Annotated in this window: 17 protein-coding genes; 7 read left to right on the forward strand and 10 right to left on the reverse strand. The window is 52.7% G+C overall.

The features are described from left to right. Window positions 1-158 precede the first annotated feature (158 nt). Window positions 159-1,076 carry a M14 family metallopeptidase gene (locus tag CX650_RS19150; protein ID WP_101096750.1) on the reverse strand — a complete coding sequence of 306 codons (918 nt, stop codon included), beginning with the start codon at window positions 1,074-1,076 and terminating at the stop codon, window positions 159-161. Between the two features lie 95 nt (window positions 1,077-1,171). Beyond that, a complete protein-coding gene (locus CX650_RS19155) occupies window positions 1,172-1,909 on the reverse strand; it encodes a YciK family oxidoreductase (protein WP_039033424.1) in 738 nt (245 codons plus the stop codon). Window positions 1,910-2,170: 261 nt separating this feature from the next. On the opposite strand from CX650_RS19155, the gene CX650_RS19160 reads away from it, so the two are divergent. From CX650_RS19160 to CX650_RS19170, 3 genes are all read left to right on the forward strand, one after another. Then, on the forward strand, window positions 2,171-4,639 hold the full coding sequence (locus CX650_RS19160; RefSeq protein ID WP_101096751.1) for a VolA/Pla-1 family phospholipase: 2,469 nt from the start codon (window positions 2,171-2,173) through the stop codon (window positions 4,637-4,639). 418 nt (window positions 4,640-5,057) lie between these two features. After that, a complete protein-coding gene (locus CX650_RS19165) occupies window positions 5,058-5,441 on the forward strand; it encodes a VOC family protein (protein WP_039033422.1) in 384 nt (127 codons plus the stop codon). A gap of 227 nt (window positions 5,442-5,668) precedes the next feature. Continuing rightward, on the forward strand, window positions 5,669-6,358 hold the full coding sequence (locus tag CX650_RS19170; protein ID WP_101096752.1) for a helix-turn-helix transcriptional regulator: 690 nt from the start codon (window positions 5,669-5,671) through the stop codon (window positions 6,356-6,358). Window positions 6,359-6,815: 457 nt separating this feature from the next. Here CX650_RS19170 and CX650_RS19175 read toward each other — a convergent pair whose 3' ends face one another. The 3 genes from CX650_RS19175 to CX650_RS19185 form a co-directional block, all read right to left on the reverse strand. Continuing rightward, a complete protein-coding gene (locus CX650_RS19175; RefSeq protein ID WP_101096753.1) occupies window positions 6,816-7,139 on the reverse strand; it encodes a hypothetical protein in 324 nt (107 codons plus the stop codon). Window positions 7,140-7,246: 107 nt separating this feature from the next. Then, window positions 7,247-9,484, reverse strand: a complete 2,238-nt coding sequence (locus CX650_RS19180; protein WP_039033420.1) for a TonB-dependent receptor — start codon at window positions 9,482-9,484, stop codon at window positions 7,247-7,249. A gap of 25 nt (window positions 9,485-9,509) precedes the next feature. Continuing rightward, complete coding sequence (locus CX650_RS19185) at window positions 9,510-9,737, reverse strand: hypothetical protein (RefSeq protein ID WP_039033419.1); 228 nt, start codon at window positions 9,735-9,737, stop codon at window positions 9,510-9,512. Window positions 9,738-10,015: 278 nt separating this feature from the next. Between CX650_RS19185 and CX650_RS19190 the strand changes: the two genes are divergently transcribed. After that, window positions 10,016-10,519: a YaiI/YqxD family protein gene (locus tag CX650_RS19190; RefSeq protein WP_256213869.1), complete on the forward strand. Its 504-nt coding sequence runs from the start codon at window positions 10,016-10,018 to the stop codon at window positions 10,517-10,519. 221 nt (window positions 10,520-10,740) lie between these two features. On the opposite strand, the gene CX650_RS19195 is transcribed toward CX650_RS19190, so the two are convergent. Next, a complete protein-coding gene (locus CX650_RS19195) occupies window positions 10,741-11,634 on the reverse strand; it encodes a LysR substrate-binding domain-containing protein (protein WP_039033418.1) in 894 nt (297 codons plus the stop codon). Between the two features lie 132 nt (window positions 11,635-11,766). Between CX650_RS19195 and CX650_RS19200 the strand changes: the two genes are divergently transcribed. The 3 genes from CX650_RS19200 to CX650_RS19210 all read left to right on the forward strand — a co-directional run bounded on the left by CX650_RS19200 (window position 11,767) and on the right by CX650_RS19210 (window position 14,378). Then, the gene (locus tag CX650_RS19200; RefSeq protein WP_028781420.1) at window positions 11,767-12,891 is read left to right on the forward strand and encodes an S-(hydroxymethyl)glutathione dehydrogenase/class III alcohol dehydrogenase; all 1,125 of its coding nucleotides are present in this window, start codon (window positions 11,767-11,769) and stop codon (window positions 12,889-12,891) included. A 10-nt stretch (window positions 12,892-12,901) separates the two neighbouring features. Further along, complete coding sequence (gene fghA, locus CX650_RS19205) at window positions 12,902-13,738, forward strand: S-formylglutathione hydrolase (RefSeq protein ID WP_101096754.1); 837 nt, start codon at window positions 12,902-12,904, stop codon at window positions 13,736-13,738. A gap of 178 nt (window positions 13,739-13,916) precedes the next feature. Further along, window positions 13,917-14,378, forward strand: a complete 462-nt coding sequence (locus CX650_RS19210) for a hypothetical protein (RefSeq protein ID WP_101096755.1) — start codon at window positions 13,917-13,919, stop codon at window positions 14,376-14,378. A gap of 21 nt (window positions 14,379-14,399) precedes the next feature. On the opposite strand, the gene CX650_RS19215 is transcribed toward CX650_RS19210, so the two are convergent. The 4 genes from CX650_RS19215 to ppsR form a co-directional block, all read right to left on the reverse strand. Continuing rightward, window positions 14,400-15,065 (reverse strand): response regulator transcription factor, encoded by a 666-nt coding sequence (locus CX650_RS19215; protein ID WP_039033415.1) that lies wholly within the window; start codon window positions 15,063-15,065, stop codon window positions 14,400-14,402. 237 nt (window positions 15,066-15,302) lie between these two features. After that, window positions 15,303-15,734 (reverse strand): acyl-CoA thioesterase, encoded by a 432-nt coding sequence (locus CX650_RS19220; protein WP_071475874.1) that lies wholly within the window; start codon window positions 15,732-15,734, stop codon window positions 15,303-15,305. Window positions 15,735-15,929: 195 nt separating this feature from the next. Next, entirely contained in the window at window positions 15,930-16,994 is a 1,065-nt protein-coding gene (locus tag CX650_RS19225) for a 3-deoxy-7-phosphoheptulonate synthase (protein WP_039033413.1), read from the reverse strand. A 241-nt stretch (window positions 16,995-17,235) separates the two neighbouring features. After that, window positions 17,236-18,048 carry a posphoenolpyruvate synthetase regulatory kinase/phosphorylase PpsR gene (gene ppsR / locus CX650_RS19230; RefSeq protein WP_101096756.1) on the reverse strand — a complete coding sequence of 271 codons (813 nt, stop codon included), beginning with the start codon at window positions 18,046-18,048 and terminating at the stop codon, window positions 17,236-17,238. Window positions 18,049-18,165 lie beyond the last annotated feature (117 nt).

The raw sequence follows: 18,165 nt of genomic DNA on the forward strand, positions 1-18,165 counted from the left end.
CGGTTGAAACAGATGACCCGGCAAATGCCGGGTCATAGTTATTCTATCTGACGGGTTATTTGACCTGACAGGTTGAATATCAGATGCAGCGCTGTTTCAGGTTTACTCTTGGGCGAGAGTCACTTCATTCCTGCAAGAGGGGACCGGAGCCGAAAACCCTAACCTTGAATTCGTTTTAGATAATCCAATGCGCCACAAACCGCAGCTACCTGGGCGGCATTGCACTGTTCATCGCTTGCCTGCGGGCTGTCGGGGTAGACTTCCGTGGTGCAGGTGTATGGGGCATTGGTAACCGAGGCACATAAACCAAGTTGCTTGAGCGGATAACGGATAACGCCGTGGTCGACTACAGGAGAGCCGATGATCTTGCCGTCTTTGTCGGCCGGAGCGATATGGGTCACTTTGGCAACAGCTTGGATAATGGCTCGTTGGAATTCAGGTTGCGGCATGGCTTCATCATCTACCACATAAAAACCGTCCGGGATCTCGCCGGGAGCTATGATTTTGCCATCGCGGGCCGCCAGCGCCGGGCGAAACTCGGTTTCATCCGTGTCTGTGGTTTCATGCAGATCGATATGAGCCAGGAAAGGGGCGCCGTGGCTAGCAACCAGAGCCATCAATGCGGCAGACTCTTCTGCCGGGCTGGGTTCAAAGAAGGAGCGGTTGGGATCGATAGCCAAGGGATTCCAACGGTTGATGACTTCGTATCCCCAAGGGCTGACACAGGGGACGACCAGGAGGTTGAAATCCGCTTGATAGCGCTCGGCTTCCTGCTCAAGAAACTGCAGCGCACCTTGAACGCCACTGGTTTCATAACCGTGGATCCCGCCAGTGACCAATACCCAGGGCTTATTTGCCTGTGGTGATTTACTCTGCAGGGCGAGCAGGGGATAACGTTCCGGGTCATAACTTAAGGCGCCGTACCGGCGGCATTCAAAAGCTGTCTTGAGGGCATAGATCTTGTCGAGCACCTGTTCACGGTAGCTGCGTTTAATGCTTTGGGTGGCGCGCCAGGCGGATTTTTCGGCATCCCCCCAGGGAGTACCTGGAGTGCCTATAGGGTATTCTTGACTCATGGATTGCCTCCTTATTTCTTTTATAAAACGTGTATGAATGGCGTATGAATAGCAAAACGCAGCCCATTGGACTGCGTTTATTCTTGAGGAAAATGTTACTGGGCGTTAAAGGCCTGACCGTTTTCCTGCAGGCTGTCGTCGCCCATCAGATATAGATAAACGGGCATTATCTGCTCTGGCGTCTTGAGATCCAGTGGGTTCTCTGCCGGATAAGCCTTGGCGCGCATGCCGGTGCGGGTTGCTCCCGGATTGATACTGTTGGCGCGCACCTGGGTGCCTTCACATTCATGAGCCAGCACCTGCATCATGCCTTCGGTAGCAAACTTGGAGAAGGCGTATGGGCCCCAGTAAGCGCGGCCCTTACGGCCAACACTGCTGGAGGTAAAAATAATTGAGGCGTGCTCGGCCTTGCGCATAACAGGCAACAGTGCCTTGGTCATCATAACTTCGGCCACCACATTGACCTTGAGCAGATCTTCCAGTGACTGAATATCAATATGTTCAAACGGCCCCAAAGCGCCCAACAGGCTGGCATTATGCAGCAGGCCATCGAGCTTGCCGAATTGCTGCTCTATGGTTTCGGCCATGTCGCGGTAGTTTTGTTCGCTGGCACCCTTGAGATCCAGAGGCACAATCGCTGGCGTCGGGCCACCGGCGGCTTCAATTTCATCGTAAACGGCTTCCAGCTTCTTAACCGTTTTGCCCAGCAGGATCACTGTGGCACCATGGGCGGCATAGGTCTTGGCTGCGGTTTTGCCAATGCCGTCGCCGGCACCGGTTACCAGAATCGTTTTGCCCTTGAGAAGATCTTTTGCTGCTTGATATTCCAACATGGGGAGTTATTTCCTCTTCGCGCTAAAGCCCGCCAATACTCGACTCACTACAGCGGTATACATCTGTTTAAAACAAATGACTGTTCATAGTTACTTTTCGTTGCGGTCAACTGTGACAAAAATGTAGCTAACTCAATATTTTTACGTTAACTTGAGACAGGCTGAGTACAGATTTCAGCTCCTCTGGTCACAGTGTCTGGGGTATTGTGACCAATTTCTTGGGGAAAACAAAATTATTACAACAAGATTTGGGGAAAAAAGATGAAAAGACTCATTTTGGGTGTTGCAATCACATCTGCACTTGGACTGACAGCATGTGGTGAAGACAGCTATAACGAACTTAAGGATAAGACCGAGCCGCTCATCCCTGAGTCCCATTTGGTGTTTGATCCTGCCAAAGCTGAAGTTCCCTTGCCAAACGACTTACTGCTCAATGGCACCACAGACGGTACCTTGAATATTCCCGGGGAAGCCTCCGGTGACTATACCAATCCGCAGTTGGCGCTGGGTGCGCTGGATGGTTGGTCAACTACCCAGCCGATAACCATAGATATTGAACCTTCCAAAGACAACAGCGGCAATACCCTGAGCCTGCTGGCATCTTCCGTGGCCCAGCCGGGAGCGGTGAGAATGTTTGAAGCCGTCAGCGGCGGCCCGCTTTCATCCAAAGCCGAGTGCCAGACCAAGCCTTCGGTTTCTGCCTGTGAAGTGGGTGAAGAGCTGGTTTGGGGGGAAGACTTCATCACTCAAGCGTCCGGCAACAAGATAGTTATTGTTCCACTGAAGCCGCTTAAGCCCGCTCAGTCCTATATTTACGCCACCACTAAACTCATCATGGATTCGGCTGGGCGCCCGATAGCGCCTTCCTATACCTATGGTTTGTTGAAACTGGATATCGACACAGCGCCGCTGGAAACCGCCGATCAATTGATGCTGCAAACTCTGGTGAACAGTTATGAGAAGGGCATGGCATCGGCTCACGGCGTTGACAAGGAAAGCATTACCTATTCAGGCCTGTTTACCACCCAGTCGGTGGCCGATGTTTATGAAACGACCAAGCTGCTGATGTTGCAACCCGGCTCACCCTATGCACCCAAGTGGCTGCAAACTCCGACTCCCGCCGGTTATACAGTGGCGATGGCAGCTGGGCTCAGCCCTGCTGATGGCATAGCCTATGCGTTGGCGGATTTGGCCGATGTCTACACTGCGGCCATTGAAGTGCCGGTTTACGGTACTTGTTCATCGGCGAGCTGTGATGGCATTAACGGTTACTGGCAAGCCCAGGGCGACAGCCCGGTATCTGTGTTGCTGGCGTTGCAGGCCGGCACTCTGAGCCAGGAGAAGTTTGCCGCCCAGGCGATGGCGTACAATATAGATCCCGCCGCAGCACTGGCCAATCCTTCCTTGTTGGCCGGCAAAGCGTGGAAGCTGGATGATGGCAGTGCAGTCGATAAGACTAAGCACCTAACCCGTTTTAATCCTATTCCGGCTATTCGCAACTACGAAACTGTGCCTGTGCTGATCTCCATGCCCAACGCCACTAAGCTTGCGGCGTTTTATGCCAGCCAGGGCTTGCCTTTTACGCCACCAACCAGTGGCTGGCCCACCACGATAGCGATGCATGGTTTGGGTGGCGGCAAAGAGATGTCGTTGGCTTATGCCGGCAGTTATGCCGCAGCCGGTGTGGCTACGGTGGCCATAGATATGCCGCTGCACGGTGCCCGTTCATTTGATGCCAATGGTGACGGCATCTATGAAGTCTCGGCCTCAGGTGCGGCCTATGGCAAGGTTGTCGGTAAGCCGGATGCCTTCCAAAATGGCAATCCGCTGGTATTTGTCAATATAGAAAGCACGCTGTCGGTAAGGGATAACTTCCGCCAGGCGACCATGGATCATCTGGCGCTTAGAGTCGCGATAACAGGTATGTCGGCGCAACTTATCGAAATGGGCGCGCCTCAGGTTTTTGACAATAACCAGATAACCGCTCAGGGGCTTAGCCTTGGCGCCATTGTCGGCACCAACTTCGCGACCTATGCCAGCACAGGTTTGAAAGACCCTGCATCCGGCACAGCCTTGCCCAACTACTATGGCATCAAGGGCGCATCTTTGGTGGCGCCGAGCGGCGGCCTGGCGGGCTCTTTCGCCGGTTCTGCCACCTTTGCACCTTTGTTGTTTGCCAATGTGACGGCTTCCGATACCTTCAAGGCCTTGGTGAATGCGGCCAATAAGCAAGGATATCAGCCGGGCTCGGCCGAATATGAAGCTCTGGTTCAGGAGGTATACGCCGAATTTATCCCTACCTTTGCCTTTGCGGTGCAAACCGGGATAGAGTCAGCCGATCCTATCAACCAGACTGCCATGCTCAAGGCCACGGGTTTGCCGGTTCATCTGGTGGAAATCGTCGGTGATGGCGCTGGTAACAAGGGCGATCAGGTTCTGCCTGGTACTGTCGCGGGCTTCCCGCTGTCCGGCACTGAGCCTTTGATTGCGACTCTGGGGCTTAACTGCGTCGATCAGACCAGCGCTGGTGGCGGCGCCGTACGCTTTGCCAAGGGGCACCACAGCTCGCTCATCGACCCATCTGAAGTTCCGGGCGTGACTGATGGCATGGCGGCTCAGGCGACAGCAGAAATGCAGTCTCAGGTGTCTATTTTTGCCTCTTCTGCCGGTAAAGATGGTGCCAGTATTTTGGTAACAAACCCAGCAGTCTTGCAAGGTTGTGGCGGTTGAAACGTTATTTGGTGCAAGTTTCGCCATGAGCAGACGCAGCACTTGAAGTTGCCAAGTCATGGCAAATGATTTCGCAAAGCACTAAAAAATCCGATGACGATGAGTCATCGGATTTTTTTTATGTGAAGTTTGATTGTCGTTCAGTGTTTAATTCGTATCAGGGAGATAACTTCATCAGGAGTCAAAGCATGATTTAAGCTCAGAAATATGGTGAACGCACTGACAAGCGCCATATTGTGGGGGAAGACAACCTCAGTCGATAGCTACATAAAAGTTTACTCGTATCTTCAGATCAAACTACTGACAACAGGTTGTCAGCAGCATAGGTGCATACTTGCTGTTGCCCCGATAGCCAAGTGTGTAAGGGCGCTGGAGGATGAGCCTCCTGTGATAATTGAATCAAGATGGAGAAGAGAAAATGTCAACAGAAATTCCTTTGGTCTGGAGTGAGATCCCGGTTGCCGATATGGCCCGTGCCAAGCATTTTTATCAAGAGGTTTTGGGGCTGCATTGCAACGAAGATCCTATGCCTGATTGCGAGTATGTCAGTGTCAGCAGTACCAGTAGCGATAGTGCGTGTTTAGGTTTGATCAAACACCCACAGATGGCACCTTCATTGACGGCCTCAGTGGTTTATCTCAATCTGGGTGACAGTTTGGGTACCACAATAGGCAAACTGGAAGCGCAAGGGGTGCAGATCCTGTTGCCGCCCATGGCTATCAAGGAAGGTGAATGTGGTTATTGCGCTCAAATAGCCGACTCTGAAGGCAACCGACTTGGCTTGTGGGCCATGCAGCTGTAAGCTCAGCGCAATTATCCTTATCGGGACCGACGCATTGTCGGTCTTTGTATGGCGTCACCCCACTTTGCATCGAAGTTTACTCATTCTGCGAGGATGAAAAGATGGCGAGGCAAATAGGGCAATGGAAGTTTTGTCTGGCTACATCGACATAGGCCAGTGTCGGATGCGCAGCTTTTCAATTCGCACTTCAGTGGTAAATCAAACATTTATAAGGAATGATATAAGTCATGCGCCGTGCTGATCGTTTGTTTCAGATAGTGCAGATACTGCGTCATCGCCGCTTGACCACGGCGGCCGTATTGGCTGAGCGCTTGGAAGTGTCGGTCAGAACCATCTATCGGGATATTCAGGATCTCTGTCTCAGCGGGATCCCCATCGAAGGGGAGGCGGGACTGGGCTATCTGTTGCGTCAGGAGGTGAGTGTACCACCCTTGATGTTCAACGAGGCTGAACTGGAAGCGATCCAACTGGGGATCCGTATGGTGCAGACCTGGGGCGGTAATGAACTTGGCAAGGCAGCCAAACAGGCGCTTATCAAGGTAGAAGCTGTGGTGCCGGAGCGTTTACGTGCGTTGCAGAGTTTGATGTTTTCACCGGATTTCTACCTTGATCAACAAGATTTTGTCTACCTGGATCCGTTACGTATTGCCGCCAGGCTACGCCATTTTGTGCTGCTCGACTATCAGGATGTCAAAGGCAGTGCCAGTCAGCGCAAGATAAGGCCGCTGGCGATCTACTTTTGGCGCGGCACCTGGACTTTGCTGGCCTGGTGCGAACTGAGAGAAGATTTTCGCTCCTTTCGGGTGGACCGTATTGTTAATCTGTCACAGCTGGCGGAGCGTTTTCCTATTACTCCGGGGCAAGAGATGGAAGATTTTGTTCGCCTTATGGAAGCCGACTATCAAAACCAGGTGTAAAGCCAAGATTAACCCTTATAAATGACGCGGCATCTAATAGTTCTTGATATGTCGGCATTATCTTTTTTGCCCCCAGAATGCTGGATTCCTATGCTTAAAGCCTGCTGGCGCAATAATCCATTCCCGGGAGTTTACCGAGTCATTGCCCTGAGTTCGTTTATCACCCCAGGGTATTTATCTTTCCGCCCTGGTAAGCTATTTAAGCCAATGATATAGAACGTAAGCAGGACTTCAGTGAGACGGTGGCGAGTTATCATGCGATGCAAAAAGCCCATGAGGCTTTCGGTGATGAGTTAATTGAAGTGCCCAGATGGTCGGTTGCGAAGAGAGCCGGTTTCATTTTGCTCAAGGTGAGCGAGGCACTGCAAACGCCTTAAGCCGTCGCTCACATTTTCTCCGCTACTTTCTGTTTCTCAGCCATTCAACCAGAGGTTACGGTTTAATCCCCGGGCTGAACCTACCAAACGCTCAGTTTAAATATTGCTAATATCACAGCAGAGGTCAGCAGTCCAAGACCGCCCAAAACACAAACCACTTTTTCCGGGTAGCGTGAACCCAGTTCGGGAAAGAGGATAGCGCCCAGGCTGAAGCTTGGGATCATCTCGTACAGTAACTCCATTCTCTGGTTGCTTGCCGGTGCAAATGGCGGCAGGTAGAAGTAACAGAGCAGATAAATAGCCAAAGTGACAATCGCGAGCCATTCATAGCCCAGAAAGGGCTCATCGGCCTTGAGCAGACGGCGCAGCAGGATAATCATAATCGCCGCGATTAAAAGTAGCATGACACTTCCCTGTAAATAAATTGGCCGCCACAAACTAAGGGATCCGAGATGAGCTGACAAGCGCAAAAGAGAAAAAGCGCCGCAGGGGCGACGCTTTTTGACGCCATTTACCAGCTCAGGTGGTAATTGATGGCAAAAGTGCGGCCACGGCCGTGATAGTCAAACATCTTCTCCGGGCCGTAAGTCGGGCTGTAGAAGTAAGCGGCTCGCTGGCCCCAAAGGGTGCTGTAGTCCTTATCAAGGAGGTTTTCGATGCCATAGCTCAGGGTGCCGACTGCCAGTTCGATGGAGCCGAGCAGATCCAAAGTGGTATAGCTGCCTAACTCACTTCTCTGGCCATCATTTGCCTTGAAGCGATAGTCAGAGTCGGCGCTGAAGCTGTGCTCGGCCTGCAATCTTAACTGCTGGCTGTCACCGCGCCAGGCGATAAAGGCCGTGGCTTTGGAAGGTGAAGCATAGGTGACTGTCTCATCAATCCAGTCGGAGCCATTTTTGATTTCACTGCGAACCAGATGCAGGTTGCTGCCCACCTGCCAGGCGCTGCTGATATCGAAGTTCAGCTGAGCTTCCAGGCCATAGGTGCGTTTATCCTTGTCCTTGACTTCTATGGTCAGATCGCTGCGATTGACCTCAATCACCTTATCCGAGATGGCGTAATACAGACTGGCCTGGGCCTGCCAACGGTCGGCCAGATAGCGCCAGCCCAGTTCAAAGGAGTCTGTCTTGATGCCATCGAGGCGGGAATCATTGATATTGATGCTGTTGGTCAGTTGCAGATAACCATCGGCATCGGCCTGATAGCTGCCGCGACCATAGTATTTGGACAGATCCGGCAGCTCAAAGCCTTGCGAGTAGGCGAGCCACAGTTGTTGATCCCGGCTCAGTTTAGCCACCAAGCCCAGGTTAACCAGGCCGACATGGTAGTCTGTGCTGCCGCCCTTGATAATATCGGCGCCCGGCGCCTTACCCTGGGCAATCGCCACCTGTTGGTTATAGCCGATAAAGTCATCGACACTGTTGTCCATCTGCTGATAACGATAACCTGCGTTGAGCACCAGATAGTCGTTGATATCCCAGCTGCCCTGCAGGAAGGCTGCGATGGACTCGACACTGAAGTCGACATATCGGCCTGTGGTGAACAGCTCCTTCATGGTCAAACCGCCACTCTGGTTGGCGGCGTCGAGATCAAAACTCATCTGATCCGAGTCGAAGCTCTCCTTGTCCCAGTCGATGCCCCAGGTGAGTTTGAGGCTGTCGCTGGGTCTGGATTCCAACACGGCTTTCAGGCCATAAATGCCGGTGTTTTGTGATGAGGCCGAGAAGTTGTAAACCCCGAGGGTTTCACTGACATAAGGGAAGGGGTGAAAGTCGAGATCTTCCTTGCGGTAAAAGCCTTGCAGGTACAAGGTTTGGCCGAGAAAGTCAGCCTGGGTATAGCTGAGGTTCAGTAAGGTACGATCGGTTTTGGGACTGCGATCGGCATTCAATCCCTTGCGGCTTTCAAGCTGGGAAGCATCTGAGGTGACGCCGCTGAAGTTTTCCCCCATATAGAGGCCGTGGTCGCCATCGGACTCATTGTTGTAAAACTGCACCAGGGCACTGAGGGTGGCATTGTTTGGCAGGCTCCAATCCAGGTTGGCCATCAGATCATAACCTTGGGTGTACTGCATGCCGGTTTGGGTGATATCCGGCATCACCTGATCGCCGCTGCCGTCGAACCACTGGCCATTTTCCTGCCAGGCGGCACTGAAACGTCCCTTGAGGGTATCGCTGCCACCGGCCACGGCAAAGGCAGTGCGGTAATCCAAGTCATCACTGCCGTTAAAACCCGATTTGAAACCTGCCTCGGCTTCAAAGGTATCCAGGCTGTCGGCGGCTTTTTTGGTCACTATATTGATAGCGCCGCCCAAAGCACCGCCGCCATAGAGGGCCGAGGCGCCGGCCAAGACTTCAATGCGGGCGATGTTAAAGGGATCTATGCTGTCCAGCTGGCGGCTGATCCCCCTGGAGGTGTTCATGGATACGCCGTCTATCAGCACCACCATGGCACGGCCGCGCATGTTCTGACCAAAGTTGGTCCGGCCCTGGCTGGATACGTCCATGGAGGGAACCAGGGCGGCCAGCATCTCTTTTACGCCTTTGCCGCTGTTTATCTGCTCACGGATGCTGTTTTCATCGATTAACCAAACTGTGCCGGAGAGCTCACTTATCTGGGTCGGGGTACGGTTGGCACTGACTACCATACGCTCCATCTGGGCTTCTTCGGCCAAGGCGGCTCCCATCAGCAGCAATTGACTGCAGACAGCAGCGGCAACAAGGCTCATCCGAGCCGTGGATTTGGGCATAACATTCTCCTATAAAAATCAGGGGTTAAATGAGGCACCAGACAGGGATCCAGCAGGCGAACACCAGGCTGAGTGTCTTCTTGCCGGGTTGGTATCCCAAGGCTAAAGACAGCACCAAGGCTGGTGCCAACAGCAGGATCAACAGCCGGGCATCCAGCCCAAAACTGGCCAATACCAGCATGATTGCCAGCAAGACCAATCCCTCACACCAAAGCAGTTGGTTACAGCGCAACAACAGCGGGGACGTTTCCATATTATTTTGCCTCCAGAATGAGGTTATATTTTAATTGCAAATAAAAATGGTTCGCAATTGAATTTACAGTGCGGGCGGGAATGGGGGTTACTTGTGAATGAGTCTCACGTTAACGCAATTCATCTTACATATATCGCTTTTACTCGCGTTCTTGAAAGATCAAACTTTTAGCCGGAATAGTATAAAATGACCCACCTAATTTCGGTGCAAGGCTAAGTCAGATATCAATATGGGGGTCTGTCTTGATGAAATGCCTTGCTGTCATAGAAGGAGTGTCAGTGCAGCAGAATAATCCTTATCAGGCCTCTTGTCCGGCGCAAATCTGGGTTGATGCCGATGCCTGCCCGGTTGTGGTCCGCGAGATGTTGGTGCGGGCGGCAGCGCGTACCGGCATCAATATCACTTTTGTCGCCAATCAGGCGCTCAGGATCACAGGCGCAGCCAGTGTCAAAACCTTACAGGTGCCCAAGGGATTTGATGTGGCCGATAACGAAATCGTGCGCCTGTGTCACGCCGGTGATTTGGTGATCAGCAATGATATTCCGCTGGCGGCCGAAGTGATAGACAAGGGCGCCAAGGCGCTCAATAGCCGTGGTGAGCTGCTGAATCGAGACAATGTGCGTGCCCGCCTCAATATGCGGGATTTTCTCGATACCCTGCGTGCCAGCGGTATAGATACCGGCGGCAGTCCCAAGTTGAGCCAGGCAGATAGACAGGCCTTTGCTAATGAGCTGGATAAATATCTGCTGCACTGGCAGCGCGCTAAGACGCGTCAGGGCTAAGCCTGCCAAGCCATAGTTCGCTCAGAGAATCAAAAGCCTGGAAACTTGAAAGCTCAGCGATTCGAAAGTTCAGCGATTCGAAAACATAGTGGCTCGCAAGTTTCGCGGCTATGCAAGATTCAGAGCCGATACAGAATTTATTTCCGATTTAAGATTTGGCTGCAGCTCAAGACCTGTCATCCATTCAAGTCTTAACGCTCCATTCAAGACTGGGCATCCACTCAAGAGTCGGCCAGATCCGGCGCCTCCGGCAGCGCCTGCTGCAGAAAGTCCAAGAGCAGGCTGACCTTGGGCGACAGATGGCGGTTCTGTGGGTATAAGGCCCAAATCCCCTCCGGCGCCGCCTGGTAAGCCTCAAGCACTGATACCAGGGCACCGCTGGCGAGATCCTCGCCGACATAATAATCGGGCAGTTGCACCAGCCCGAGCCCTTTGCGGGCGGCATCCAATAACCCAGGGCCAGAATTACACACCAAGCGGCCACTCAAACGCCATTGACGTTCCTGGCCCAGCTCGATAAAACGCCAGTAAGGGTGGTTACCCAGCAAACATTGATGCCGGTGCAGCTCGCCCAGAGTGTGGGGCACGCCGTGGTTGGCCAGATACTCCGGGCTGGCACAGACATAATTGCGGCGACTGCCAAGACGCCGCGCCATCAAGCTGGAATCCGCCAGCTTACCCAGCCGAATCGCCAAATCATAACCGCCATCAATCAGATCCAGCGTCTTGTTGTTGAGATCCAGTTGCAGATCCAGCTTGGGGTGCAGACAGAGAAAGTCATTCAGCAGCGGCAGAATAAACTGCTCGCCGTAAGTGACCGGCGCCGTCACCCGCAGCAAGCCCTGCGGGGTTTGTTTCAAACTGCCAAGGGCGCGTTCGGCTTCTTCTATACCATCTTGCAGCAAGCGGCAGTGGCGATAATAAAGCTGACCCTCTTCACTGAGCGACACCTTACGGGTAGTGCGATAGAAGAGTTTGCTCGCCAGGCGTTTCTCCAGCGCGGCGATTTGGCGGCTTATCTGCGCCACAGACAAGTTGAGTCGCTCGGCGGCGCGGGTAAAGCTCTGGCTCTCGGCCACGGCGATAAATTCGCTGATCCCTTCCCAGTGGTTCATTATTACTTCTCAGTAAAAGTGATTTGTATATTTGGCTGATTATCTTTTATTTTGGAATAAATACAATGTTGGCATCCGGTTTATGAGCCAAGAGGTTCGATACCGAATCAATCACAACAGAAGGAAGCGACAATGACAGACAAATTTATCAAGTCCCGCGCCGCCGTAGCCTGGGCTGCAGGTGAGCCGTTGAAGATGGAAGAGGTGGATGTGATGTTGCCCAAGGCCGGTGAGGTGTTGGTGCGCATTGTTGCCAGTGGTGTGTGCCATACCGATGCTTTTACTTTGAGCGGCGACGACCCTGAAGGCGTGTTTCCGGCCATTCTCGGCCATGAGGGCGGCGGCATAGTGGAGATGGTCGGCGAAGGCGTCACCAGTGTGGCGGTGGGCGATCATGTTATTCCTCTTTACACGCCTGAATGCGGTGAGTGTAAGTTCTGCCGCTCGGGCAAGACCAACCTGTGTCAGAAGATCCGTGAGACCCAGGGCAAGGGCCTGATGCCGGATGGTACCACCCGTTTCTTCAAAGACGGCAAGCCGATTTTCCACTACATGGGCTGCTCGACTTTCTCTGAATATACGGTATTGCCTGAGATCTCCCTGGCCAAGGTCAACAAGTCGGCGCCGCTGGAAGAGATTTGCCTTCTGGGCTGCGGTGTCACTACCGGCATGGGCGCTGTAATGAACACTGCCAAGGTGGAAGAGGGCGCCACTGTAGCCATCTTCGGGCTCGGCGGTATAGGGTTATCGGCGGTGATTGGCGCTGTGATGGCGAAAGCCGGTCGAATCATAGGCATAGATGTCAATGAGTCCAAGTTTGAACTGGCGAAGAAGCTGGGCGCGACCGAGTGCATCAACCCCAAGGACTATGACAAGCCTATTCAGCAGGTGATTGTGGATTTGACCGATGGCGGCGTCGATTACTCGTTCGAGTGCATCGGTAATGTGGATGTGATGCGTTCGGCGCTCGAGTGTTGCCACAAGGGCTGGGGCGAATCAGTGATCATCGGGGTTGCCGGTGCCGGGCAAGAGATCTCCACCAGACCTTTCCAACTGGTGACCGGCCGGGTGTGGAAAGGTTCGGCTTTCGGTGGTGTCAAAGGACGCTCACAGTTGCCCGGCATAGTGGAGGATTATCTGGCCGGTAAGTTCAAGCTGGATGACTTTATCACCCACACCATGGGGCTTGAAGATATCAATGAAGCCTTTGAGCTGATGCATGAAGGCAAGAGCATTCGCAGCGTGATCCATTTCTGAGGACCTTCTGATGGAAAATATCAGTAACAACAGGTCGTTTGGAGGCTGGCACAAGCAGTATCGTCATCACTCCAGCAGTCTGAACTGCGAGATGCGTTTCGCCATCTATCTGCCGGAGCAGGCCAATAGCCAAAAGGTACCTGTGCTGTATTGGCTCTCCGGGTTGACCTGTACGGATGAGAACTTTATGCAAAAGGCCGGGGCCCAGCGCCTCGCGTCTCAGCTGGGGCTGGCCATTGTTTGCCCGGATACCAGCCCGCGCGGAGAAGGTGTGGCCGATGCCGATGATGCTGCTTACGATCTGGGGTTGGGGGCCGGTTTTTATGTCAATGCGACCCAGGCTCCCTGGAGCAACCACTATCGTATGTATGACTATGTGGTCGATGAGTTGCCGGCATTGATAGAACAGCACTTTCCGGTATCGGATAAGCGCGCTATTGCCGGTCACTCCATGGGCGGCCACGGCGCGCTGATGATAGCCCTTAAAAATCCGGGCCGTTATCTCAGCGCCAGTGCCTTTGCCCCCATCAGTCATCCTAGCCAGTGCCCTTGGGGCCAGAAGGCGTTTGCCGCTTATCTTGGCAGCGACAGGGAGGCTTGGAAGGCCTATGACACGGTAGAGCTGATAAAAAGTGGTGCCAAAGGGCTACCGATGCGGGTCGATCAGGGCGAAAGTGATCTGTTCCTGGCTGAGCAGTTACTGCCGCAGGCCTTGCAGGCCGCAGCCACTGACGCCGGAATTGCGCTGAGTTTTCACAGCCACCCCGGCTATGATCACAGCTACTATTTTATCGCCTCATTTATCGACGAGCAGCTTAAGTTTCATGCCGGCCATCTGGGCTTGTAAACGCTGAGCCTCTAAAACGCTCAGTCACTTAAATATAGCGCCGCCGAGGGGTTGCCCCGGCGGCGCTTTTTTATGGGTTATAGCGGCCATTGCCCGGTATCCGCTTGTTGAGTACTTTCTGGTTTACCCCACTTTTGTTTGAGGGGATTAACGAGCGCAGGGATTAATGGGAGCGAGCATGAAAATAGGCAGATGGCAGACACCCTTCGAGCTGGGGGATCTCTATATCACTGGGCTCTTTTGGGGCGGTGATTTCATGTTGCTGCTTCCCGGCGGAAAACGTTATCAAATCAAAAATACGCCCCATCCCGGGGGCGATCTCAGCCTGAAGCTGTTTCATTTACCGAGTGAAGGGCGCTATCGGCTGCATTATCATTCGGTCACTGCGTTTCGTATGTTGGATGAACATGGGTTGCTGGAGCTTTGGCAGGCGCTGAGCGAGCTTGAGGACGAACAGGGTTACAACAGCCGCCTGATTAAAGATCACGCCTGGTCGCGGGAGAGCCCAATCAGTTTCTTCCATGGGCACAGTGACGGTTGGTCACATCTTATCTGCACCGGCGATGAGTGTGTTGAGGTGTTGTGCCCGAGCGCGCCGGAAATCATCTATCTTGGCAAATGTGCTGCCAAGGAGGATTGAGAAACCTTAGGGAAGCTGAGATCAGTTTATTTCGACCTTTTCCATTCCCAGTTGCTGCAGCGCTATCACGGCCTGGGTGCGGTTACGAACCCCTAGCTTTCGGAAGATAGCAGTGGCGTGGGCCTTGATGGTCGCCTCGGATACGCCCAGGTCGTAGGCTATCTGCTTGTTGAGCAGGCCTTCGGCAAACATCTGCAACACCTTGTATTGCTGCGGCGTCAGCTCAGAGAGCTTGCCGGCGACCTTGTCGGTATCATTTTCATCATCAATTTCAACCAATTCTATGCCTCTAGGCAGCCAGATATCGCCGAACATTACCGCGGTGATTGCGTCGATAAAGGTTTCCATTGAGGCTGACTTGGGAATAAAGCCGGCGCCGCCGTAGTGCAGGGCACGGCTGATAGTGGCGGCATCTTCATGGGCTGAAATCACTATTACCGGCAGTTCGGGAAAGTGAGCACGCAGATGGATAAGGGTGGAGTAGCCATGGGAGCCTGGCATCTGCAGATCCAGCAGCACCAGATCATAGTCCTGGTGAGTTTGCTCAAGCAGCTGTTGCAGCCCATCGGCACTGTCGGCCTCAAACCAGCGAGTGTTGGAAAAGCCGCTGTTAAGCGCCTGGCGCAGGGCATTGCGAAATAATGGGTGATCATCGGCGATGATAATATTTAAGTTTTCTGGCTTCATGGCTTGTTATGGTTATGGCTCTGCACGCTGAAGAAGGGTCAATGTAACAGAAAAGTGACAAATAATCCTATTGCTTTATCAGGCTTTAAGTGACTTTTTGTTACTGTCGCTTTTAGACTTTAGTCGAGAACGACAGTCAATAAAAGCCTTTTCAGCGGCAAACAGGATTGCCGGATAAAACTTACATAGCCTTTAGCCAGAAACAGGCTCGGATTGTGCGAAATAAGCAAACAGGGGCTAGTTGGCTAGATCATCACTCCAGATCTGGGTCGGCTTTCTGTCATCATCGACTGCTACGAAGGTGAAGACGCCGCGGATAGCGTGCTCGCGCTTATCCTGATACATATCTTCTACAAAAATGTTCACTTCGACTTTCATCGAGGTGTTGCCCACATGGATCACTCGGGCGATCAATTCTGCCAAGCTGCCGGCGGGGATAGGCTTTTTGAAATCGATTCTGTCAGAGCTGACGGTGACCAGTGTCTTGCGACAAAAGCGGGTGGCGGCAATAAAAGCGGTTTCATCCATCCAGGCGAGGGCTTCACCGCCAAACAGTGTGTTGTGATGATTGGTAATGGACGGGAAAACCGCCTTGATCACCCGAGCCTCGGCTTGTTCAATTCGGCGTGCTACGGCCACTTCATATTGGCTCTGTGTCGTTTCTGGCATACGGCAACCTCTGGTTATGCTGGAAAATCAGGGGCGGTATTATAGTTCGACCAAAGGCGGATTGACAGCCTGGGCCAGAAAGCCCTGCATGAAAAATATTGGATGTTCGAAAGTATCCGGGCATGAAAAAGCCCCGGCATCTCCAGCGTGGAGATAGCGGGGCGATTCCATTTCAGTGGCCTGTATCTGGGGGGCTTACTTGCCCAGCAGGCGACGTCTTTCCTTGGCGGCAGCGGCCAGATCTCTGAGCAGTTTTTCCGAGTCTTCCCAATGGAGACAGGCATCCGTGATGCTCTTGCCGTAAGTGAGGGGCTCACCTGCAATAACTTTCTGATTGCCTTCGACAATAAAGCTCTCGGCCATAATACCGGCAATAGCAGTAGAGCCACTGCGCAGCTGTGCCATGATATCTTCGGCGACTTCCAACTGCTTCTTGTGCTGCTTCTGGCTATTGCCATGGCTGAAGTCGACCACTATGCCGGAATGGATCCCAACCGAATCCATCTGCTCTCTGGCTTTGGCTACATCTTGCTCGCTGTAGTTGGGGGTTTTACCGCCGCGCAGAATGATATGCCCATAGGGATTACCATGGGTGCGATAGACCGCCAGTGAGCCGTCCTTGTCCGGAGAGTAGAAGATATGCGGTTCTCTGGCGGCGCGCACTGCATCGACGGCAATATTGATGTTGCCGTCGGTACCATTCTTGAAGCCTACAGGGCAGGAGAGCGCCGAGGCCATTTCACGGTGAATTTGGCTTTCTGTGGTGCGGGCTCCGATGGCGCCCCAGGTGATGAGATCGGCAATATACTGGCCGTTCACCATATCCAAAAATTCGGTGGCGATAGGCAGTTTCAGTTCGGTGATCTGCTGCAGCAACTTACGGGCCAGGCGTAGACCTTTATTGGGGCTGAAGCTGCCGTCCAAGTCAGGATCGGAAATCAGGCCTTTCCAGCCGACTATGGTGCGTGGTTTTTCAAAATAGACCCGCATCAGAATGCACAGATCGTCCTTGAGTTCATGGTGTAGTTTGGCCAGGCGGCCGGCATACTCAAGTGCTGCTTCTGTGTCATGGATGGAGCAAGGGCCTATGATGACCAACAAACGCGGATCGTCACCTTGAATAATGGCTTCGACTTCGCGGCGCTGTTCAATCAGGTAATCTGCGGCTTCCTGAGTCAATGGATACTCAGATGCGAGTTGGGCAGGTGAGATCACTTTACATAAGAGAGAGGTGCGTAATTCGTCTGTTTTAATGGTCATTCATGATACCGGGGGAAATTTCTTGAGCGCTTTGCGCTTATCTTGTGTCGGATTATAACCAATCGAGCCGAGCTGCAAAGTGGCAATTGTCCGATAATTGCCCAAGTGGGCCTTGAAAAAGTGTCAAGACCCACTTGAATCATTCAGGATTCGCACCGTGGTAACAAGTAGTTAGCCAGAAAATGCCAATATGTAACTCAGTTTCAACTCGAGCAGCATTTGTCTGCCGCTAGGGCGTTTTTTAGAACATATGGCGCTCAAGACCTGTGGCGTCGAGGATCTTGGTGGCAATTTCCTCGACCGATTGGTTGGTGGTGTCTATATAAGGGATGCGTTCTTTCTTAAACATCATCTCCACCTCTTTCACTTCGAGGCGGCATTGGCGCAAAGAGGAATAGCGGCTGTTTTCCATCCGGCTCTGACGTATCTCATGCAGGCGTACAGGTTCAATGGTCAGGCCAAACAGTTTGGATTTGTTGCGTTTCAGCACTTCAGGCAGCTTGAGGTTGTCCATGTCGTCTTGAATAAAGGGGTAGTTGGCGGCCTTGATGCCGAACTGCATCGACAGATAGAGGCTGGATGGCGTCTTGCCGCAGCGGGAAACCCCCAGCAGGATAATGTCGGCTTTGTCCATATGCTTCATGGTCTGGCCATCGTCGTTTTCCATGGCAAAGTTGATGGCGTCGATACGCGCATCATAACCCGCTTTTGCCATTCCATGGGTTCGATGCAGTGAAGGGCTGGCGGTGACCCCTAATTGTTGCTCCAAGGGGGCGACAAAAGTGTTAAGAAAGTCGTAGTCCAGGCCCTCGCTCGAATAAATGATGTCGCGAATTTCCGGTTTGACGATGGAATGAAACACCAGAGGCCGTTCCCCTGTTGTAATAAAACTATCATTAATCTGTTTTTTAACGGCTTCTGCTTTAACGGTATTTTCCACAAAAGGAATGGTAAGTGAATCAAATTCCAATGGAAATTGAGAAAGCACTGCGTGACCAAACACTTCGGCCGTGATTGCTGTTCCATCAGAAATGTAGAATACTTTACGTGCCATGCCGACCTCATGTAGTAATAAAATTACAAATAAAATTATAGATTTACGCTTGTTGCCTCGGAGTGTAAAATGCCGCTGCCCTCGTGTGAAGGGGCCACTGAAATAAACTTGCGGAGA

Origin of the sequence: Shewanella indica (assembly GCF_002836975.1) — a bacterium.
Lineage (GTDB): Bacteria > Pseudomonadota > Gammaproteobacteria > Enterobacterales > Shewanellaceae > Shewanella > Shewanella indica.